Here is a 20912-nt window from a genome sequence, read left to right as displayed (position 1 = left end):
AATTTCATCACTTATCGGTCAAAATCTTCATCATTTGTTGTGCAGTAACCGTACCGATCGTTTTTATTTTGTCTCTTGGAGTATCATCACCTATTTCATAAGTAACTCCTGTAGCATTATGCCCATATAGAAACCATCCTTTAGAAACGGGTTTTTTACTGTTTCCTGGTTTTTCATTTACAACATAATTAGGGATATTATTTTCTAAAGCAGCAAACCAATTTTCTATAAAATAGGGGAGTGTAGTACCTTTTCGTATTTCATTGGTATAGAATATATCATACCATGTAGAATGAAAATCAAGGCCTAATATTAGTTTAGAACTGTTCTTTTTTAATGTTTTAGAAATAAATTGTACAGTTTGCCTAATTTCGGGTTGTCGGTACGCAGACCAATCTCGGTTAGTATCTACGCCACCAGCATTATGCCTCCAATGACCAAGATCTACACCATCTGGATTCATAATAGGAAAAGCTAATACACGATACCTATTCAAAAATTCTTTCGAAAGTTCAGAATTATTATCTAATATGGTCTGTACAAAGTGTTGAAAAGCAAAATAACCCGTAACTTCTGGGGGATGTTGTCGTGTTAACAAGACGATTATATCCTTATTTTCGGGACTCCCATTAAAAATATCTAACACGGGCAATTCTCTGCCTAATTTAGAGGTTCCGAATACACTCAGATTTACGTAACTTTCTTTTCCTTTAATCAAATTTGTATACCAATCCTTAACATGTTTAGAAGAATGTATTTCCTGAGCAGCAATTAATAAAGGTGTTTTATCTAGTTGAATTTTTATCGTAGTACCTTCATTAGTTTGGTATAAATTGATAGAGTCAATACTTTTCCATTGCTCGTTATTTACTTTTAGCTGCGGAAGATACCTGTGTTCATGTTCATCTGGATATTGAAACTGAAAATAAAAAGATTTAGGTATATCAGACCATGCTTTAAAAGCATAGTATGCACTTTTATTTATAGGAGTATTTTCTGGGTTTATAATAACCGCTGCGGTACTATCATTTATTTTTCTAAACCCATTTAGACGGGCACCGTCAAACTCATTATTGGCGTATACACCAATATCTTGTAATGTATATGTCTGCTTAATTTGGTGGTTGATTTTTTTCGAAGAAGTGTCTACAGGGATTTCAAAAGCAACTTTTTTGGCGGTTTGGCAACTTAACAGAAAAATAAAGCTCAGTATCAATAGTATGCATGAGGTGTTGATATATAGTTTCATAACTGATGCGTATTTATTCCTTGTAAATGAAGATTTACAAATAGATGAATAAAGATACTGAATACTAATTGCATAAATAACTCTAATTACTTAGATATTGGTTACTTAGTAATTAGAGCTAGTTTTGCTAACCTATAAAATAGATTAGATTTCTTTTTCCCTTTAAAAAGCGCACAAATCATCAATATAATGACCTCCTATGGTTACTCCACATCCTCCACAAGGGCAATCACTATCTTTCCAACATGCTCGAAATTGAGGGCACCCTCTATCAAATGAACCTGCATTAATAGATTTTTGTTGTTCTTTTTTAAGGAGTATAACCTTGTCTAAATTTAAAATGTTCTTAATCATTGTGAAAATATTTAAAATGGTTAATTAAGTTTTAAAGTTAAGTTTTCTAAAAAACCTAAAACATACATTTTGCATATTTTTAATACACAAATCACTAGTACATACAAGATGTTTTTAGTTTACACTTGAATGATTCCTAAATTAAATTTCTTTTCGATGGGGGAATGATCTGCAGCTTCTATACCCATAGAAATCCATTTCCTTGTATCTAATGGATCTATAATAGCATCTGTCCAAATTCGCGCAGCGGCATAATATGGTGAAGTTTGTTTATCATATCGAGCTTTGATTTTATTAAACAGTGCTTTCTCATCTTCTTCAGATAATTGCTCTCCTTTCTTTTTTAAAGAGGCTGTCTCGATCTGTAACAATACTTTTGCTGCTTGAGCACCTCCCATTACCGCTAATTCTGCACTTGGCCAGGCAGCAATTAACCTGGGGTCGTATGCTTTACCACACATTGCATAATTACCTGCACCATAAGAATTGCCAACTACTATGGTAAATTTTGGTACTACACTATTACTCACTGCATTTACCATTTTTGCACCATCTTTAATAATACCACCATGCTCGCTTTTACTACCTACCATAAACCCAGTTACATCCTGCAGAAATACCAACGGTATTTTCTTTTGATTACAATTAGCAATAAATCGGGTAGCTTTATCTGCCGAGTCAGAATAGATAACACCACCAAACTGCATTTCTCCTTTTTTGGTCTTTACTATTTTACGTTGATTTGCAACAATGCCTACGGCCCAGCCATCGATACGCGCATATCCTGTTAAAATCGTTTGTCCATATCCGGCTTTGTATTCTTCAAAATCAGAATCATCAACTAGTCGATTGATGATTTCCATCATATCATATTGTTCATTTCGAGCTTTTGGTAAGATCCCATAAATGTCATCTTGATTTTCTTTTGGAAGAACAGGTTTTGTACGATTAAAACCTGCTCTTTCGAAATCTCCAATTTTTGACATTAAATTTTTAATGGTATCCAAAGCACTTGCATCGTCTTTTGCTTTGTAATCGGTTACTCCAGAAATTTCGCAGTGAGTAGTAGCACCACCCAGAGTTTCATTATCAATACTTTCTCCAATAGCGGCTTTTACCAAATAACTTCCCGCAAGGAATATACTACCTGTTTTATCTACAATTAGAGCTTCATCACTCATGATTGGCAGATATGCCCCTCCGGCAACACAACTTCCCATAACAGCAGAAATTTGAACGATTCCCATACTGCTCATTACTGCATTATTACGAAATATCCTCCCAAAATGTTCTTTGTCGGGAAAAATTTCATCTTGCATGGGTAGATATACTCCAGCGCTGTCAACAAGATAAATAATAGGCAATTTGTTTTCAATAGATAATTCCTGGGCCCTTAAGTTTTTCTTTCCTGTAATAGGAAACCAGGCACCAGCCTTTACCGTTGCATCGTTAGCGACAACAATACATTGTTTTCCACTTACATATCCAATCTTAACGACTACACCGCCACTAGGACATCCTCCATGATCATGATACATGTCCTCTCCCGCAAAAGCACCAATTTCTATAGATTTAGAATCTTTATCTAATAAATAATCGATTCTTTCTCTTGCTGTCATTTTGCCTTTGGCATGAAGTTTTTCAATACGTTTTTCGCCTCCTCCCAATTTTACTTTGGCAAGGCGTTGTCGTAATTCTGATACTAAAAGTTTATTGTGATCTTCGTTTTTGTTGAAGTTTATATCCATTTTTGTGTATTGTGTATATTGTGTGTATTGTTTGCACGAAAATACAAAAAACGTAGATTTTATAAAGAGTAGAAAACCAATTTAAACTGCGCTGTTATTTTGTTAATTAGGTAATATTATTTGATCTATTTAACTTGTTGTTTTTTAGTGATTTAATGAATGATTGTGGTAAGGGTATAATAAGAAAACTTCATTATTTTGTGCTTAATATTAAATATCAGTAAAATAATTTGATTGTAAGTTTTGTTTATATCTACGAAGTATTATCATGAGTATATTAATATTTCGAATCAGAAAAAGAAATACATATGTTGTTAATAAGTCTGATACTATGTTTTAGAGTTGATACTAGACCTTTAAAGATCTTTTTTAAATAAAAGTGAATTCTTAATTTATTGAAGAACAAGAGATAAACTATTTTTTTGTCTTAACAACTCTATAAAAACCTGTGTTTTGACGATAAAATACCGATATTTGCACTTGCTTATGTATAAAAACATGAGTAACCGTACTAAACTAAAAAAATAATTTATGGGAATGAATAAAAATACAGTGTTGGCTTGGGCAACTTTTATAATGATAATAGTTGGTTTAGCACTTATTGCATTAGGAGCTTTTAGATATAGAGATGTATCAGGATATGGCTTTGCGGCTGTTGGGGTTGGCTTTTTTGCAATTGCCTGGGTTTTTAATGCATTAAAAGGAAGAGTTTAACTCTTATAAAACGTACAATCTAAAAATAACAATTAAGGGCTTATGTCAGACGATAAAAAAGTAATCTTTTCGATGTCCGGAGTGAGTAAAACGTATAAAAGTGCGAATACTCCGGTTCTCAAAAATATATATCTCAGTTTCTTTTATGGTGCGAAAATAGGTATCCTGGGACTTAATGGTTCTGGAAAATCTACTTTGCTTAAGATTATAGCAGGAATAGATAAAAATTACCAGGGAGATGTTGTATTTGCTCCGGGATATACGGTTGGTTTATTAGAACAAGAACCAAAGCTGGATCCAGAAAAGACTGTATTAGAAGTTGTAAAAGAAGGCGTGGCAGAAACTGTTGCTGTTTTAGACGAATATAATAAGATTAATGATATGTTTGGTTTACCAGAGGTCTATGAGAATCCTGATAAAATGCAGGAGCTTATGGATAAACAAGCAAACCTACAGGATCAGATCGATGCTAGTAATGCGTGGGAGTTGGATACCAAGTTAGAAATAGCTATGGATGCACTTCGTACTCCAGAATCTGATAAGAAAATAGGAGTATTATCTGGTGGTGAACGTAGAAGAGTAGCTCTCTGTCGTCTTTTATTACAAGAACCAGATGTTTTATTATTAGATGAGCCCACTAACCATTTGGATGCAGAATCTGTTCATTGGTTAGAGCATCATCTACAGCAATATAAAGGTACTGTAATTGCTGTAACTCACGATAGATACTTTTTGGATAATGCTGCAGGATGGATATTAGAACTTGATAGAGGAGAAGGTATCCCATGGAAAGGAAATTATTCCTCATGGTTAGATCAAAAATCGAAACGCCTTGCACAAGAGCAAAAACAAGCTTCTAAACGCCAAAAGACATTAGAACGAGAGTTAGAATGGGTTCGTATGGCCCCAAAAGGTAGACAGGCAAAACAAAAAGCACGTTTAAGTAACTACGATAAATTGTTAAGTCAGGATCAAAAACAAGTAGATGAAAAGCTTGAAATTTATATCCCTAATGGTCCTAGATTAGGAACTAACGTAATCGAAGCTACGGGAGTAAGTAAAGCTTTTGATGATAAGTTGTTATATGAAGATTTAAATTTTAATCTTCCTCAGGCGGGTATTGTTGGGATTATTGGTCCAAACGGAGCTGGTAAAACTACTATATTTAAAATGATAATGGGAGAGGAGCAACCTGATAAAGGTAGCTTTACGGTTGGAGATACCGCTAAGATCGCTTATGTAGACCAAAGTCATAGTAATATAGATCCTGATAAGACTATCTGGCAAAACTTTAGTGATGAACAGGAGTTGGTAATGATGGGAGGAAGGCAAGTAAATTCAAGAGCATATTTGAGTCGTTTTAATTTTAGCGGAAGCGAGCAAAATAAAAAGGTATCTACTCTTTCTGGAGGTGAACGTAACCGATTACACCTGGCAATGACTTTAAAGGAAGAAGGTAATGTATTGCTTTTAGATGAGCCAACTAATGACTTAGATGTGAATACATTAAGAGCTTTAGAGGAAGGCTTAGAGAACTTTGCCGGATGTGCTGTGGTAATTTCTCACGACCGTTGGTTCCTCGATAGAATTTGTACACATATCTTAGCCTTTGAAGGAGATTCGCAAGTATATTTCTTTGAAGGAAGTTTCTCTGATTATGAAGAGAATAAAAAGAAACGTTTAGGTGGAGATTTAATGCCAAAACGTATTAAGTACAAAAAATTGGTGAGATAAAATGCCTTTAGAAAAGATTAAAGTAATTGCTTTTGATGCAGACGATACGCTCTGGGTAAATGAAACTTTTTTTAGGAAAGCAGAAGAGGAGTTTTGTGCGTTATTAGAAGAGTATTTACCCAAAGAAGAAGCAAACAAATTGCTTTTTGATGTCGAAATGCAAAATCTGCCATTATATGGTTATGGGATTAAGCCATTTACACTTTCGTTAATAGAAGCTGCTATCAAGATTTCTAATGGAAATATGACGATAGATCTTGTGCAGAGACTAATTGAAAAAGGAAAAGCAATGCTTCAGGAACCTATAGAATTGATCGATGGGATTGATGAAACATTACGTCGGTTATCCGAGAAATACCGGCTTGTAATGGCAACTAAGGGAGATTTGTTGGATCAGGAGCGTAAACTTATTAATTCTGGATTAGAGAATTATTTTCATCATATTGAAATTGTTTCTGATAAAACAGAAAAGCAATATAAAAAATTGGTAAAACACCTGGATATTACTGAAAATGAATTTTTAATGGTAGGGAACTCACTAAAATCCGATATCCTTCCGGTTTTAAATATTGGGGCACATGCATTTCATATTCCGTTTCACACGACCTGGGCTCATGAAATGATTGATGATAAAATAGATCATCCTAATTTTAGAAGCTTTGCAAAGGCTAGTGAGTTGTTGCAAATATTATAAAAATGAAAACAAAACTAGATCTAACTACCTGGAACAGAAAAGAACATTTTGACTTTTTTGGTAGTTTTGATGAACCGTTTTTTGGAATAACCACAACTGTAGATTTTACATTGGGATACCAAAAGATAGAAGATCTGGGATATCCTTATTTTTTATTTTATCTCTACAAATCTCTTCATGCGGCTAACGCTATTGAAGCCTTTAGATACCGTATAGAGGATGATCAAGTATTTGTATATGATAAAATTCATGCATCACCAACTATTGGGAGAGAAGATCATACATTCGGATTTTCATTTATGGAGTATGATAATGATTTTGAGGTGTTTTGTAGTAACGCACAGCAAGAGATTGAAGCTGTTAAAAAAAGTACAGGTTTACGACATACAGATAATGCCAAACGTATAGATACAATTCATTACTCATCTATTCCATGGTATAATTTTACGGGGCTTACACATGCCAGACATTTTCAGTTTAAGGATAGTGTACCGAAAATCTCTTTTGGCAGATATACCAAAGAAAATGGTAAACTAAGTTTGCCAATTGCTATTAATGTACATCACGGACTCATGGATGGATATCACATTGGACTTTATCTTGAAGAGTTTCAACGATTATTGAATGAATAACATCTTTAAGTATTATTTTTATGATACTTAAAGATGTTTTTTAGGTGTTTTAGATACTATATGTTAGCTTTTCCTTTTCTATCATATCAGAAATGCAATCCCATAATTTAATTCTATGAGCCAAAGCTCTTTTGGCAACTTGTAAAGTTTCTTCCCACTTTTTTGAATCGTTTCCACATAATTCAGAAATCATTTCTAATGAAAGCGGTCCATGTTCATCTCCATCAAGTTCAATATGTCTTTCGAGGTAATATGTTAGTTTGTTATATAATTTATTTTCTGAGTCAGATTTTTTCAATATTTCAATAAACATATCAGGAATCACATCTTCTCTCCCAAAGGTGAATGCAGATGCAATACAGTGAGGTTCGCCAGTTTCTATTATTTCGAAAGAAAATTTAACGAAATTCTGTACATGCTGATCTATGTCTAATTGGCTTAATGCATAATCGACATCATTTCCTGATGCAATTAAATCGATTAACAAATCAATTTTGGATGTATCGGCTTTTACCTGTTTCATAGCATCCAAATACATTTCAAAATGACTTTTAGGTTCCCCTAACTCATTAATATCACTTTCTTCTGCATGTACAATTTCATTGATAAATCTGGACAATACAGGGTTTTTTCTAGGAATCCATGGGGTAGTTACATTGGTTAGTTTAATTTGTATTGCTTTTAGTAAAGACATAAAATCCCAAACCGCAAAAACGTGGTTTTCCATAAATGTTTTTATGTCGTTAATATGACTCAAATTTTTATAGAGCTTATGATTTTGTAATTGTACTCTTAAATCAAAAAGTTCATTTTCTATGTATTGTAATTTGTTCATAGTGTATTACATTCTATTTTTCTATTACATGTTAGCTATTCTAACATAAAAAAGACAACCATGTTTTTAAACTGGCGTAAAAATAATATAAAAACAGAATACCACCGCATAAGGCGGTGGTACTTTGTAATGATAAGTTAATTACATTATAAGAAAGTATTGTCGTATTATATTAAATAGTGAATGGGGTATTTTATATAAGAAACAACAGCATACTTTTTACACAAATTCACTGACGAAAGTACTATAAAATTGAATGCTTTCTTATGAAATAATCATTACAATTTGTTATACTCCATTATGTTAGGTTATGATCTTATGATTTTATTATTAGATTAGATCGTGCACATTTCTACCTCTATATCTGCTATAAAATTATCAATCTGTTCGTAAGATACATTGGGCATACAAATGATATGGGATTGTCCGTTTTCTGTTGCCAATTGCCATTTGTCTATAATTTCTGTGCTGGGAGCAGGAAAAACGATAGTTATAGCATTGGGGTTTCTCCAGGCTTCAATTCCAAGGTTTTTGAGTTTGTTTTCTGTATAAGAAGCTACACCCAAACTATGCTCTGTTCTTTTTTTGAACCCTTCGACTCCTAATTTTTTTATAGCATACCATAAAAATAATGGGGTGTGCCCATTTCTTGACCCAGTTATAGTAGCATCAGAACTACCTATATATGCTATTCTTCTTGCAATTCGGTCTCTGTTGTCCTTTTTTACAATAACTACTCCCGAAGGCATAGGAGATCCTATAAACTTATGCCCACTGATTGAGATGCTATCGATACCGTCTTCAAAATCAAATTGAGGTCTTGGAGTAACAAACGGCGCAAAACCACCAGCTAAAGCAGCATCTGCATGTATGTAATGTTTCTCTATGGCCATGTCTTCCAGAATTCCTTTAATTTTTTTGGTATTGTCTTTGGCCTCTGTCATTGTAGTCCCAATATTTGCAACTACTATTGCAGGTCTATGTCTGTTGTAGCCAATAGCTTCTTTTAAATCATTATAATCCATCTCACCATTAGGAAGCGATTTTACAATCACATAATTAATATTAAGTAAGGTTACATTTTTTTGAATACTATAATGTGTAGCTTCAGAAAAATAGACCATTCCTTTTGGATATAATTCTCGTGCAACATACAAGCTATATAAGTTTCCTTCAGAACCACCATTGGTTACATATCCCCAAATATCATTTTCATGAGCTCTGAATAATCCAGCAAAGAAATTTACAACTTCTCGCTCCATAGCTCTAGAATCTACACGATATGTAGATTCACTAAACGGATCACCTAAGTTGTTTAATGGAAACTGGAGAAATGGCATTAATTCTGAATAATCGAAATCTTTTGAAACCGGGTACCCCAAAAAATTCTGCGTTGTACTTTTGATGCTGTGATATAATTCTTCAAGCTGCTGTTGTTCTGTAGTATGTAATTTCATAATAGGCTTAATAATTTATTCAAAATTACATATCATAGATGAATATTCTGAAAATGATTATTAAATTAGAATATTAATCTATTTAGTTGTTAATTATAAGATTCTAATTCTATGTAGATGTATTTTGAACCTATTTTTTAGAATATCATTCTCATGTATATTTTACTTTTACTAATTATAAGAGGGCGTAGTGTTGTGTTGAGAGGGAAGAAAACAGAATATCTGATCCAAAACAACTAAAAAAGTAGTCGCAAAATGTATTTATAGTGTATAATTATAAAGTGTATAGTTCTCTCACTTCTCCGGCTTTCATTTCATTTAAATAAATGTCACCAACTCTTATTCGTACTAATCGTAGCGTTGGAAAACCAACGGCTGATGTCATTTTTCGTACTTGGCGAAATTTTCCTTCTTGTAATGTGATAGATACCCAACTTGTAGGACCATGCCTGTCATCGCGTATTTTTTTAGGCCTTTCAGGAAATGTAGGGATATTATTTATTTTGAAAGCTTTACAAGGTGTAGTGATGTATTTTTTTCCTTCAAAACCAATTTCGACTCCTTTTCTTAATAATTCAATTGCATCTATAGTAATATCACCATTTACCTGAGCATAGTATTCTTTTTCTACCCGACCACTACAGATGTGGTTGCTGGTTTTTCCGTCTGTAGTGAGTAGTAATAGTCCTTCTGATTTTTCGTCCAGCCGACCAATAGCCATTGTCCCTTCAGGAAAATCATATAATTCACCCAATAGCTTTTTAGAATTTTGTTTTTGTCCGTTATTAATAAACTGGCTTAGATAACCATAAGGTTTGTAAATAGCAAAATGTTGATGACTTTGTTTATCGGTATTATTTTTCATTAAAAAAATATAGGGATTGGTATTTTAGAGGTAAAAAATGAATTTTCGAATTTACGAATTTAGTTTTATCAGAGCCAAAATTTCATATAGAACCACGAATCAGATACATACTTTTCTAAAATTAAGAATGAAAAACATATCTTTGTATTAAATCTAAATATATCGATGTTTATATATCAGATGTATGTGTTATTGCAACAACTGGGTAAATTATTCGGTAAATCAATCTTAGAAATTGCTATTTTCCAATCATTCGTTTAGTATTTCAATGACAACCACCATATTTATGGTTAAAAATCGGTTTAATAAAAAACATAGTATAAAGAACGAATGGCAAAATCACAGCAGACTTTTAGTAAAATTGAAAAAGAGAAAAAGAAATTAAAGAAGAGAGAAGAAAAGCAGAAAAAGAAGCAGGAACGTAGAGCTAATTCTAATAAAGGTAATGGGTTAGATAGCATGATTGCTTATGTTGATGAAAATGGATATACTACTGATGTACCACCGGATCCAACCAAAAAGAAAAAAATCAAAGCAGAGCATATTGAGATTGGGGTTCCTAAAAGAGAAAAAGAGGAATTTGACCCAATAAGAAAAGGAAGAGTTGCGTTTTTTAATGATTCTAAGGGGTATGGTTTTATTAATGATACTGAAACGCAGGAGCGATATTTTGTACATGTAAATGGTTTGATGCAAGAGGTAAAAGAAAATGACAAAGTAACTTTTGAACTTGAGCGTGGTCAGAAAGGAATGAATGCGGTTAGAGTAAAAAAGATATAATTACTATAAAATCATGTAATGATTTATGTAATCATACTAAAAAAGGTCTGCAATACATGCAGACCTTTTTTAGTATTAGATTGTTTATTAGAACAGTACTATTGATTACTATTTGGATACCAATCTAATTGAATTACCTCTATATCTGGATTTTTTGATACCAATTCTTTAAACTTTGCCACATCGCTTAGTCCTTTGGTTCCTCGATAATGATATGGGTATACTTGCTTAGGTTTAAATTCGAGAACAGCACTCGCTGCACTTTCTACGGTCATAGTATAAGGCAGATTCATGGTTACAAACGCCATATCTATATATTGTAATGCTCTCATTTCTGGAATATCTTCTGTGTCTCCCGAAAAATAAAGCCGTTTCTTTCCTAAAGTGATTACATAACCATTGCCTCTTCCTTTGTTATGAAATTTTAAGGCTTCTTCTCTTAGGTTGTACATTGGGATGGCTTCAATAGATATGCCTTGTACCTCTTTTGTTTCTCCGTTATTAAGAATAATCAAGTGATCTGTGTATTTTGCAGGAAGTTTTTCGGCCACTGCCTGAGGTGCTATAATTTCGGCTTTTGATAAATCCAGGCTATCCAAAGTTTCAATATCCATATGGTCGCCATGTATATCTGTGATAAGCACAAGGTCTGCAAGTTTCTTGTCTTTAAAAGCTTTGGCTCCTCCTGCTGGATCTATATAAATAGTTTTTTCTTTCCACTCTACAATAGCTGTAGCATGAATTATTGGGTCGATAGTGATATCACTAATAGGCTTTTTGGGTACTTCTTGCGGGGTTTCGGTAATAGTTTCGTTGCTTTCTTCGGTGTCTTCATTTTTTTGTGATTTACAGTTTAAAAAAATAAGACATACCAAGGTGATGAATACGGGGGAAAGTTTCATGAGATGGTGATTTTTGTGTTTATTAGTTCTAAAAGATAAGAATATTGAACGAGATATATGGGGTAAGCTGAATTATCAAGAGCAGATAGAGTAATTGTTATACCTCGTTTTTTGTATAATGTATTGTAAAAGAGTATAAAAGTAGAGGAAAGGTAGGTGTAATAAAAATTTCTTATTTCTTAGATCTCTTTTTACTTGTTTGCATTAACTGTCTATCCATAATTTAATAGCCATAGCAATAACCATGATGATTAAAAACACTTTAACCAATCCATCTCCTTTTTTTACAGACCATCTACTTGCAATCCATCCCCCTATAGCATTTCCTGTAGCAAGAACAAGGCCATAGAGGTAATCGATTTGATTGTTATATATAAAGATGGCTAGTGCTCCAATAGTATAAATAAAAACAACTAATACTTTAACCGCATTAGATGTAACAAGGTTTAGATAATTTATAGAGGTTAATGCTAATAAGATAAATATTCCTACGCCTGCCTGGATAAACCCACCATAGACCCCAATAAAGAAAAAGGCAAGAATAGAAATCCAAAGATGCAGACTTTGTGTTCTTTCTGCTACATTCTGAAGGTTTACTTTGGGCTTAAAAATCATAAAAAGAACTACGATAACCATTACAATTGCAAGGATCTTATTAAATGTTTCCCCCTTAATATCAATTGCGATCTGTGCACCTATTAACGATCCAATTAGAGCTGATATTCCCAAGTAGATCCCAAAAGAACCAGGTTTAATTCCTTTACTTCTAAAACCTGCAATAGAGGATATAGATTGAATGAAAATTCCTATACGGTTTGTGCCGTTAGCAACCGCAGGAGGGAGCCCCATAAAAATTAGCATAGGTAAAGTAAGTAAAGAACCGCCGCCAGCTATAGTATTAATTACTCCTGCTATAAATCCAATAATCGCTAAAATGAAAAGAAGTAGTGTTTCGTTCATAGAGTTTTGTGAAAAGTGCTAAGAGAAAAGAGTATACGATATTAGTTTCAAAAATAGGTAAATCTCTATAATAAGTCTGATTAAAATTAGTTATTTCTATCAAAATAAGACGAATTCAATTTTAAACAGATGAATTCTAAATTCTTTTGGTATAACTTCTGAAACTGTTGTAGATTTACCTAATAAACCAAAAACCTTTAGTAGCGTTAAAAAGTTATATAAAATAGTCCCGTTTTTTCAGATTTTTAAAGATAAAAAGTATACTAACTCTTTCTTTAAAGCAGATTGTATTGCAGGTATTACTGTAGGAGTTATTCTTATACCACAAGCGATTGCTTATGCATTACTTATGGGGGTGCCTCCAATTTATGGATTGTATGCCTGCCTGATTCCTTTATTGCTTTATGCTTTTTTTGGAACATCTAGACAATTAAGTATAGGGCCAGTTGCTGTTACTGCAATTTTGGTAATGAGTGGGGTAAGTCAACTTGCAGATCCGTTTACAGAAAAGTTTGTAGAATTGGTTTTGTTTATGGGATTCTTGATTGGGGTATTGCAGATCGTTATGAGTGTCTTACGTATGGGGTTTTTGGTCAATCTAATCTCTCAACCTGTAATTTCTGGATTTATCTCTGCAGCGGCGATAATTATCATTGTTTCTCAATTAGATCAAGGGCTGGGGATTACTATTCCGGATTTTAAATACACACATCAGACCATTTGGTATGCGATTAGTCACTTTGCCGAAGTAAATTGGATTACACTTGGGATTTGTTTATGTTCTATTGTAACTATTAATGTACTTAAAAAATGGAAACGCTCTTTTCCAGGAGCACTTACCGTACTGGTAATTACAACGTCTATTGCCTATATTTTTGATTTAAATGCAAAAGGGCTAGCAATTATTAAAGATGTACCTAGTGGGCTCCCTTCTTTTAGTATTCCGAATATGGATTATGATACGATGGTTGCACTTATCCCGTCGGTATTAACGGTGACTTTTATTGGATATGTTGGCAGTATTGGGATTGCCAAATCTATAGAAATGAAAAAGAGAGATCATATCATACGCCCAAATCAAGAATTATTTGCACTAGGAATAGCTAAGGTTATTGGTGCTTTTTTTCAGGCAGTACCTTCTTCGGGAAGTTATAGCAGAACTGCAATTAATGATGAAGCAGGAGGGAAGACCACTGTGTCGTCTATTATAGCCGCACTAATGGTAATGTTTTCTTTGCTTTTTCTCACTTCATTTTTTTATTATATCCCTAAAGCAGTTCTGGCGGCAATTATATTGGTGTCTGTATTTGGATTGATTAATTTTAGTGAAGCAAAATACTTATTTCGACTTAGAAGACGGGATTTTATTGTGATGATCATTACTTTTTTGGGAACATTGATTTTTGGGGTGGAGAACGGAATCTTTATCGGAGTGATATTGTCGTTTGTGTTTCTGCAGTATTACAGTGCTCGCCCTCATATTGCTGAATTAGTAAATATACCAGGGACTAAATATTACAGAAATATCAATCGGTTTCCAGATGCAATACAATCCGAGGTGTATTTAATTATCAGGTTTGATAATCAATTGTATTTTGGTAATTCAAGTTATTTTAAAGATACTATTCTGGCCTATGTTTCTAATCGAAAACCGTTACCAGAATTTCTAATACTTGACAATACAAATATGCATGATATAGATAGTACTGGTTTGCATGTATTAGATGATATACAGCAATATCTTGATGGTATCGGAGTTCAATTATTAATGGTGGGAACCATAGGTCCTGTTCGAGATTTTTTAAAACGATCTGGTTTTACAGACAGATTAGGTGCAACCTATTATTATTTAACAATTTCTGATGCCGTAGATCATGCAGAAAACCAAACTGCTAAACATAAAGAAATACAAGAAGAAGCGGTACAGTTTAATACGAAAAGAAAATCTTTTTTGGATTGATATCTCGACCCTCTAATCTTCTTCGTATAAATGTAGTTTTAATCCCATACCATAATTCGTATTGTTGTTTTTAATTAGATTATTGTTTTTACTATACCCTCTGTCAAAACGCTGCCAGGTTCTATTTTTAAAAAATACTCTTCTGGTAAATGTTTTGTAACTACTGATTCTGTCTGTAAACGGAAGTAATGGTCTGAATGTAGTAGATACCTTAACGATGCCTTTTCGAGTTTCAATCTCGCTATATTTTTTTGTTTGTTGTAGTTTTCCGTCCTTATCTGTATAACCTAACACTTGTATAGAAATGAAAATACCTTCTTTGGGAATGAAGACTTTATATTCTGAAACGTTCAGTTCAAAGTTAGATTTATCCTTGCTGGTAACTTTAAATATAATATCTTCATAAGGCAATCTTTTTCCTGGATATCCATTGTTATTACCATAAAACTGCATTTTGAATAAAGTAGAAAATGATTCTTTTTTGTTGGTATTTCGGTTTGAAGATTCGGTTTTAATGGGTAGGTATACTGAAGCTATTTTGGTAGATTTCTCAGGGTTTTTAGGGAAAAAAACCGCAATTTCGGATTCTACAGTTGGGAGCCAGCTTTTAAAATAATCATTATGTACTTCTGAAGCTAATTTCTTGGTTTTGTACTTTCTTTTCTTTTCTGCAACAATATATACCTCTTTAAGTTCTGCAATATCCTGGACTAAACGTATTTTTTGAGGTAAAGCAGAAGTGGGTAGCGCTAATTCTTTGTATCCTATAGATGATATATACAAGGAGTCTACATCAGAATACCATTTTTTTGAGAATCGAAAATTACCATCGGCATCGGCAAATGTTCCACTTCCATTTCTAAAAGAAATTGTAGCATATGGTATAGGTGTATTTTGTACCGAATCTAGTACGGTGTAGGTCTGCGAATAGACGATTTGTGCTAAAAAAAGCAGTAGTAGGAAGGACAGCTTTTTCATTGAGTAATGGGGATTAAAAAAAATAAAGTTATGAAATATATTTATACTAGAACGATTATCATGCCAAAGAGCTTAAATAATAATTGATATTATTTTAAATGATAATTAAAAAATAACTGTATATTGTTGTTTTTTAGACTCTTGTGTGTTTTATTTAAACAATCACTCCAGTAGTTTTATTTAGCCCACATCTTTCGATAAAACCATTGGTAAATACATTCATTGCTTCTGTTTCTAGTAAGTCGTTACGGGTATCAAGCCAGTGCTGTACTGTTGCTGTGCCATACATGCTCTGGATGCGTTGAAAATTAAGATTGAAGTTTATTTTTCCCCAATGTAAGGTATATGGTATATTAATAGCTTCTAATCGATTCCATACTTTTTCATAGAACTTACGAGTTATATCTGCATCTACACCGTCTAATTCTAACACACAGGTTTCAGGAAATTTTGTAAACCCTAATAATGCTTCAGTTCCTTTTACGTATCGTAATGATATTCCGCCAGGAAAAGGATCGCCATCTTCAATGATCATCATAATTTCTTCGACAACTCGCACACTGTCTTTGATATCTATTCCTAAAGCTGCACTAGCTACTTTACCTCTAAATTTAGTATTGCTAAATGTTTCTCCTATAGTCCCTTCCATAGGGGGGATTTCTTTGTAGGCCAAAGGAAATAATATATTGACCAATTTTGGTACCAATAAAATTGATAAACCACCCAAACTATCCATAACTGTTTGTATTAACCCCAATAGATCATCACCATAAGTCAATCCTTTATCGTCTGGAGTTCTACGGGTATAATTATCCCTGTATTTTCGTTTGTAGGAAACTTTTAAAAATACACCTTTATTATTGTTGTCGGGTTCAAAGTCATATGGGTTTATTAATATTTCAAAATGATATAACTCTCGATCAGGAGAGTGCTGAGGAAAGGGGAGTATAGTATTAATTCCTGAAAAATCTAATGTTTTCATGGTATTTTTAAGCTCACTGTTGTATGCAATTTTGTCTATACGATGTTCTTCAAGTAGAAATTTAGGTTCTGTTTCGATCATAATACCGTGTATAATCCCAAAACTTCCAAAACTAACCAAGGCGGCGTTAAACATAGTGTCATCTCTTATTAAATCTGCGCCTAGCCAATCAATAAAGCGATCAGATACTACAGGGTTAGAATTTCGTTCTAACCATACATGACGATTGCGACCAACGATGAGATGTATTCCTGTTACAAAATCCTGTATTGCTCCTACATTAAAAGCAGCGCCATGTGTACCTGTGGATAATGCACCTGCTACTGTTTGTCCATTACTAGCTCCCGAGGCTTTGATAGAACGATTAGGACGTTTCTCTTTTTCTAATTTTGAATTGAGTTGTAATATAGAAACACCACATTGTACAAAAAATAAATCATCGGCTATCCCTCCTTTGTTTAGGTAATCATTGCTTACATTAGATTTACTAACCGAAAAACTTAGACGTAATGATTTGGTGTCTAAGATGCCACCTTCAGAGACTGCTACCTTAGAAAAAGACCAACCGCTACCCATAGCGCGCAATCGAATATTGTTATCAATTGCATGCCCTATCAGCCATTGTAAGTTTTTGGTTGTGGCAATGTATTTATCTGCTCCTTTACTTAACGAATCATCATTACGTACTTTAAAAGAAGCGTTTTGTGTTAGCTTTTGTGTAAAATTTTGATGCCTGTTTTCCCATTTCCTTATAGGTAATGTTTCAATGCCTTTTGGTAACGCCATGATTATGTTTTTTAATATTTTATTATAACTGCTCTTTATTTTTTTTTGACAGTACTGTTAGCAAGCCAATATCCAAACCAGATATGATTTCTGTTTCTATTGATATAGATCAAGTAAAGACGATGTGTTTACTCTATAATTCTTCTATTGGGGGATCTGGTGGAGCGCATTCCCATGTTATAGTTTGTGGTACAACAATGCCTAATGTGATTGTGGATAATAAAATATATCCAAAATTGGTAGTGTTAGTTGCTGAGCTTAAATGTTTGGATTCACACCTGGCATCGATATCCTTAGGAGAAACTAGCCCCCAGGCAAAGCTCCAGGTGGTTTTAGTGTTTTTAACTACAGCATCACTATCATGAAGACTTACAACTCGTGTAGACATGCAACTTGTACAACAAATAGTTATTGCCAGTACTACGCTTATACTTTGTAATCGGATAGAATGTTTCATTGTCTTAGATTTTAAGACAATCAGACGATATGATTAGAAGGGGATCGCTAAGTAGGTTAAAAATAACACTATTTTAAACGATATAAAAGGGGGATTTACCTGTTTTTATGAAGGTAAATATCAAAAACTTAGTTGTTATAAATGATGATGATGTTTTAAATTTGATTTTAGTATTTAAAGTATATTAAGGTGTACTTTGTGTTATTTTTGTTAATTTTGTGTATATTGTAATATACTTTATTATATTTATTATAAAATTGTATTTTAAAGTATAATATACTATACATAACTTATATTTTATAATTTTAACGTATATTTTTGTATATCTTAATTTAATTTCTATGTGATGAATGTAAATAACCTTTCAGACGAACAAATACTGGTAGAACTTACCCAAAGGGTAAAACAACGGCGTCTTAATCTTAATATTACCCAGGATGAGCTTTCTAAAAGGGCAGGAGTGCATGTGCAAACGATTAAGAATTTTGAATCCGGAAAGACAACTACGCTATTAACTTTTATACAGATACTCCGCGCATTTGGAGATTTAAACGCATTAAGCTCTTTATTTCCCGATCCGGGCATAAGCCCTATAGAATTATTAAAACTAAAAGGAAAGGAACGTGAGCGTGCATCACGTAGCTCTAAAAATCAAAAAGAAGATCCATTATGGTAGATGTTATTAAAATTACCCTTTGGGGAGAAGAATTAGGAGCATTGAGTTGGGATAGCCAAAAAAACTTTGCTTCTTTTGAGTTTTTTCCTTCATTTCTAAATAAGAATCAGGATGTATCACCAATACATATGCCAATACGGTCTTCTGCAAAAAAAATATATAGCTTCCCTAATCTAAACCAGGACACGTATAGAGGATTACCAGGAATGTTATCTGATGTATTGCCCGATGATTTCGGGAATCGATTAATTGATCAATGGCTTGCTCTTAACAATATCCCAAAATCCAAATTTACCCCACTAGATCGCTTATGTTATATTGGTACTCGTGGTATGGGGGCATTAGAGTTTCAACCTGCAAAACATATAGGACAAGCTCAGACTACTACATTAGAAGTAGATAAACTGGCACAACTGGCAGAAAAGGTATTGAATACACGAGAAAAACTAGAACTTAATCTTTCTGAAACAGAACATCTTAATGAATTGATTAAAGTTGGAACTTCGGCAGGAGGGCAACGAGCAAAGGCTATAATTGCTTATAACTCGACAACAAATGAGATACGGTCGGGACAGGCCATAGCTCCACACGGATTTGAACATTATATTTTTAAGTTCGATGGAGTAAACGATACTGCTCTTGGTGATCCACAAGGATATGGTAGAATCGAATATGCATATTACTTAATGGCATTGGATTGCGGTATTGATATGGAAAAATCTTTACTTTTTGAAGAGCATGATAGAGCCCACTTTATGACTAAACGCTTTGATCGCCATGGTAATAATGAAAAAATACACATGCAAACGTTGTGTTCGATAGCACATTTTGATTATAAATCTCCGGGAGCACACTCTTATGAAAATGCATTTGAAGTAATGCGACAACTACGATTACCACATAGTGATGCTGTACAATTATATAAAAGAATGGTATTTAATGTCATTGCCCGTAACCAGGATGATCATACCAAGAATATTTCTTTTTTGATGGATAAACGTGGAGTTTGGAGACTATCTCCTGCATATGATGTAACCTATTCATACAATCCATCAGGGATTTGGACCAGTATGCATCAAATGTCGATCAATGGTAAACGAGATGATTTTACATTACAGGATTTAATTGCAGTAGGAGAGAAGATTAGTTATAAAAGTCATAAGGAGGCCATACAGCAAATTATTGATGTTGTTTCTAACTGGGATTACTATGTACAGAAAACAGGAATTCCAAAATCACAAGGTGATACATTAGCAAAACCATTTAGACTATATCTTTGATTTTTTTTAATGAGCCAAAATGAAGAAAGCTATATACTTTATGCTTCTTAGTGCTGTATCGTTTACAGCGATGAACCTATTTGTTAAGTATTTAGCACATTTTGGAGGGGCACAACTTGTGTTTTTTAGAGCATTTGGCTCACTGTTTTTTACGATGAGTTATTTGTTGTGGCATAAGATCCCAATATTTGGTAACCAAAAAAGATTGTTGATTTACAGAGGGTTGGCAGGAGTAACCTCGATGGGATTATTCTTTATGTCGGTCAATTACCTTCCTATTGGTTCTGCAGTATCATTACGGTATTTGTCACCAATCTTTGCTACTATTTTTGCTATACTTTTTCTTAGAGAACAAGTAAAACCAATACAATGGTTGTTCTTTTTAATGGCGTTTAGCGGGGTTTTAATGATCAAAGGTTTTGATCCTAATATTAATTCTTTTGGACTATTGTTAGTATTGGGGTCGGCAGTATTTAGTGGCGTTGTATATGTACTCATAAATAAAATTGGCCATAGAGATCATCCTGTTGTGATCGTTAATTATTTTATGTGGATTTCTGTTACCGTAGGAGGTATTCTTTCTATTTTCAACTGGACCACACCAAAAGGTATAGAATGGCCACTACTACTAAGTTTAGGAGTTTTTGGATATTTCGGGCAATTATTTATGACCAAAGCATTTCAATCTCAAGCAACAAATAAAGTGGTATCCTTAAAATACGTCGAAGTTATTTTTACAATGATTGCAGGTACTTTTTGGTTTACCGATATATATCCAGCCCTAAGTATTATAGGTACCTTATTAGTGATTACTGGACTAATCCTTAACATTTGGTATCGACAACGCTAACCTAGTTTGTACATTAAAA

General features: G+C 33.4%; 20 protein-coding genes. 9 read left to right on the top strand and 11 right to left on the bottom strand.

The features are described 5' to 3' along the window. Positions 1-7: 7 nt before the first annotated feature. The 3 genes from ATO12_RS03120 to ATO12_RS03110 all read right to left on the bottom strand — a co-directional run bounded on the left by ATO12_RS03120 (position 8) and on the right by ATO12_RS03110 (position 3351). Positions 8-1249: a M14 family metallopeptidase gene (locus ATO12_RS03120; RefSeq protein ID WP_034238526.1), complete on the bottom strand. Its 1242-nt coding sequence runs from the start codon at positions 1247-1249 to the stop codon at positions 8-10. A gap of 162 nt (positions 1250-1411) precedes the next feature. After that, the gene (locus ATO12_RS03115; RefSeq protein WP_034238516.1) at positions 1412-1603 is read right to left on the bottom strand and encodes a hypothetical protein; all 192 of its coding nucleotides are present in this window, start codon (positions 1601-1603) and stop codon (positions 1412-1414) included. Positions 1604-1722: 119 nt separating this feature from the next. Continuing rightward, on the bottom strand, positions 1723-3351 hold the full coding sequence (locus ATO12_RS03110; RefSeq protein ID WP_034238514.1) for an acyl-CoA carboxylase subunit beta: 1629 nt from the start codon (positions 3349-3351) through the stop codon (positions 1723-1725). A 531-nt stretch (positions 3352-3882) separates the two neighbouring features. Between ATO12_RS03110 and ATO12_RS03105 the strand changes: the two genes are divergently transcribed. From ATO12_RS03105 to ATO12_RS03090, 4 genes are read left to right on the top strand one after another with little or no spacing between them, the layout of a single operon-like run. Continuing rightward, complete coding sequence (locus ATO12_RS03105; protein ID WP_034238511.1) at positions 3883-4065, top strand: CAL67264 family membrane protein; 183 nt, start codon at positions 3883-3885, stop codon at positions 4063-4065. A 42-nt stretch (positions 4066-4107) separates the two neighbouring features. Beyond that, on the top strand, positions 4108-5799 hold the full coding sequence (ettA, locus tag ATO12_RS03100; protein ID WP_034238509.1) for an energy-dependent translational throttle protein EttA: 1692 nt from the start codon (positions 4108-4110) through the stop codon (positions 5797-5799). Position 5800: 1 nt separating this feature from the next. Then, entirely contained in the window at positions 5801-6493 is a 693-nt protein-coding gene (locus ATO12_RS03095) for an HAD family hydrolase (protein WP_034238507.1), read from the top strand. Between the two features lie 2 nt (positions 6494-6495). After that, positions 6496-7125: a chloramphenicol acetyltransferase gene (locus ATO12_RS03090; protein ID WP_034238505.1), complete on the top strand. Its 630-nt coding sequence runs from the start codon at positions 6496-6498 to the stop codon at positions 7123-7125. Between the two features lie 49 nt (positions 7126-7174). Here ATO12_RS03090 and ATO12_RS03085 read toward each other — a convergent pair whose 3' ends face one another. From ATO12_RS03085 to ATO12_RS03075, 3 genes are all read right to left on the bottom strand, one after another. Then, on the bottom strand, positions 7175-7960 hold the full coding sequence (locus tag ATO12_RS03085) for a DUF3050 domain-containing protein (RefSeq protein WP_034238503.1): 786 nt from the start codon (positions 7958-7960) through the stop codon (positions 7175-7177). A gap of 335 nt (positions 7961-8295) precedes the next feature. Next, positions 8296-9417: a histidine decarboxylase gene (locus tag ATO12_RS03080; protein WP_034238501.1), complete on the bottom strand. Its 1122-nt coding sequence runs from the start codon at positions 9415-9417 to the stop codon at positions 8296-8298. A 274-nt stretch (positions 9418-9691) separates the two neighbouring features. Beyond that, entirely contained in the window at positions 9692-10282 is a 591-nt protein-coding gene (locus ATO12_RS03075) for a pseudouridine synthase (RefSeq protein ID WP_034238499.1), read from the bottom strand. A 330-nt stretch (positions 10283-10612) separates the two neighbouring features. On the opposite strand from ATO12_RS03075, the gene ATO12_RS03070 reads away from it, so the two are divergent. After that, on the top strand, positions 10613-11062 hold the full coding sequence (locus ATO12_RS03070) for a cold-shock protein (RefSeq protein WP_034238497.1): 450 nt from the start codon (positions 10613-10615) through the stop codon (positions 11060-11062). A gap of 98 nt (positions 11063-11160) precedes the next feature. Here the strand turns inward: ATO12_RS03070 and ATO12_RS03065 are convergent, their stop codons facing one another. Together ATO12_RS03065 and ATO12_RS03060 are read right to left on the bottom strand one after the other, a co-directional pair. Then, positions 11161-11964 carry an MBL fold metallo-hydrolase gene (locus ATO12_RS03065; protein WP_034238494.1) on the bottom strand — a complete coding sequence of 268 codons (804 nt, stop codon included), beginning with the start codon at positions 11962-11964 and terminating at the stop codon, positions 11161-11163. 204 nt (positions 11965-12168) lie between these two features. After that, a complete protein-coding gene (locus ATO12_RS03060; RefSeq protein ID WP_034238493.1) occupies positions 12169-12924 on the bottom strand; it encodes a sulfite exporter TauE/SafE family protein in 756 nt (251 codons plus the stop codon). Between the two features lie 223 nt (positions 12925-13147). Here ATO12_RS03060 and ATO12_RS03055 point away from each other — a divergent pair, with 223 nt between their 5' ends. Then, the gene (locus tag ATO12_RS03055) at positions 13148-14884 is read left to right on the top strand and encodes a SulP family inorganic anion transporter (RefSeq protein ID WP_034238490.1); all 1737 of its coding nucleotides are present in this window, start codon (positions 13148-13150) and stop codon (positions 14882-14884) included. A gap of 12 nt (positions 14885-14896) precedes the next feature. Here the strand turns inward: ATO12_RS03055 and ATO12_RS03050 are convergent, their stop codons facing one another. From ATO12_RS03050 to ATO12_RS03040, 3 genes are all read right to left on the bottom strand, one after another. Continuing rightward, positions 14897-15862, bottom strand: coding sequence for a peptidase associated/transthyretin-like domain-containing protein (locus ATO12_RS03050; protein ID WP_034238489.1), 966 nt, complete (start codon positions 15860-15862; stop codon positions 14897-14899). A gap of 154 nt (positions 15863-16016) precedes the next feature. Beyond that, the gene (locus ATO12_RS03045) at positions 16017-17630 is read right to left on the bottom strand and encodes an FAD-binding protein (protein ID WP_051575573.1); all 1614 of its coding nucleotides are present in this window, start codon (positions 17628-17630) and stop codon (positions 16017-16019) included. A gap of 133 nt (positions 17631-17763) precedes the next feature. Beyond that, positions 17764-18087: a hypothetical protein gene (locus ATO12_RS03040; protein ID WP_131248761.1), complete on the bottom strand. Its 324-nt coding sequence runs from the start codon at positions 18085-18087 to the stop codon at positions 17764-17766. 346 nt (positions 18088-18433) lie between these two features. On the opposite strand from ATO12_RS03040, the gene ATO12_RS03035 reads away from it, so the two are divergent. The 3 genes from ATO12_RS03035 to ATO12_RS03025 are packed head-to-tail and all read left to right on the top strand — an operon-like array spanning position 18434 to position 20893. Continuing rightward, on the top strand, positions 18434-18763 hold the full coding sequence (locus ATO12_RS03035) for a helix-turn-helix transcriptional regulator (protein WP_034238486.1): 330 nt from the start codon (positions 18434-18436) through the stop codon (positions 18761-18763). Continuing rightward, on the top strand, positions 18757-20043 hold the full coding sequence (locus ATO12_RS03030; protein WP_034238484.1) for a type II toxin-antitoxin system HipA family toxin: 1287 nt from the start codon (positions 18757-18759) through the stop codon (positions 20041-20043). The genes ATO12_RS03035 and ATO12_RS03030 overlap by 7 nt, the downstream gene beginning before the upstream one ends. A gap of 19 nt (positions 20044-20062) precedes the next feature. Further along, positions 20063-20893: a DMT family transporter gene (locus ATO12_RS03025; protein WP_240486091.1), complete on the top strand. Its 831-nt coding sequence runs from the start codon at positions 20063-20065 to the stop codon at positions 20891-20893. Positions 20894-20912: the final 19 nt, after the last annotated feature.

This window comes from Aquimarina atlantica, from assembly GCF_000626715.1.
Taxonomy (GTDB): Bacteria; Bacteroidota; Bacteroidia; order Flavobacteriales; family Flavobacteriaceae; genus Aquimarina; species Aquimarina atlantica.
The sequence above is the reverse complement of the archived record's forward strand: the minus strand, read 5'-3'. Positions and strand labels throughout refer to the sequence as shown.

Coding starts and splice junctions, on each gene's coding strand:
- ATO12_RS03120 (WP_034238526.1), bottom strand. CDS start 1,249: ATGAAACTATATATCAACACCTCATGCATACTATTGATACTGAGCTTT.
- ATO12_RS03115 (WP_034238516.1), bottom strand. CDS start 1,603: ATGATTAAGAACATTTTAAATTTAGACAAGGTTATACTCCTTAAAAAA.
- ATO12_RS03110 (WP_034238514.1), bottom strand. CDS start 3,351: ATGGATATAAACTTCAACAAAAACGAAGATCACAATAAACTTTTAGTA.
- ATO12_RS03105 (WP_034238511.1), top strand. CDS start 3,883: ATGGGAATGAATAAAAATACAGTGTTGGCTTGGGCAACTTTTATAATG.
- ettA (WP_034238509.1), top strand. CDS start 4,108: ATGTCAGACGATAAAAAAGTAATCTTTTCGATGTCCGGAGTGAGTAAA.
- ATO12_RS03095 (WP_034238507.1), top strand. CDS start 5,801: ATGCCTTTAGAAAAGATTAAAGTAATTGCTTTTGATGCAGACGATACG.
- ATO12_RS03090 (WP_034238505.1), top strand. CDS start 6,496: ATGAAAACAAAACTAGATCTAACTACCTGGAACAGAAAAGAACATTTT.
- ATO12_RS03085 (WP_034238503.1), bottom strand. CDS start 7,960: ATGAACAAATTACAATACATAGAAAATGAACTTTTTGATTTAAGAGTA.
- ATO12_RS03080 (WP_034238501.1), bottom strand. CDS start 9,417: ATGAAATTACATACTACAGAACAACAGCAGCTTGAAGAATTATATCAC.
- ATO12_RS03075 (WP_034238499.1), bottom strand. CDS start 10,282: ATGAAAAATAATACCGATAAACAAAGTCATCAACATTTTGCTATTTAC.
- ATO12_RS03070 (WP_034238497.1), top strand. CDS start 10,613: ATGGCAAAATCACAGCAGACTTTTAGTAAAATTGAAAAAGAGAAAAAG.
- ATO12_RS03065 (WP_034238494.1), bottom strand. CDS start 11,964: ATGAAACTTTCCCCCGTATTCATCACCTTGGTATGTCTTATTTTTTTA.
- ATO12_RS03060 (WP_034238493.1), bottom strand. CDS start 12,924: ATGAACGAAACACTACTTCTTTTCATTTTAGCGATTATTGGATTTATA.
- ATO12_RS03050 (WP_034238489.1), bottom strand. CDS start 15,862: ATGAAAAAGCTGTCCTTCCTACTACTGCTTTTTTTAGCACAAATCGTC.
- ATO12_RS03045 (WP_051575573.1), bottom strand. CDS start 17,630: ATGGCGTTACCAAAAGGCATTGAAACATTACCTATAAGGAAATGGGAA.
- ATO12_RS03040 (WP_131248761.1), bottom strand. CDS start 18,087: ATGAAACATTCTATCCGATTACAAAGTATAAGCGTAGTACTGGCAATA.
- ATO12_RS03035 (WP_034238486.1), top strand. CDS start 18,434: ATGAATGTAAATAACCTTTCAGACGAACAAATACTGGTAGAACTTACC.
- ATO12_RS03030 (WP_034238484.1), top strand. CDS start 18,757: ATGGTAGATGTTATTAAAATTACCCTTTGGGGAGAAGAATTAGGAGCA.
- ATO12_RS03025 (WP_240486091.1), top strand. CDS start 20,063: ATGAAGAAAGCTATATACTTTATGCTTCTTAGTGCTGTATCGTTTACA.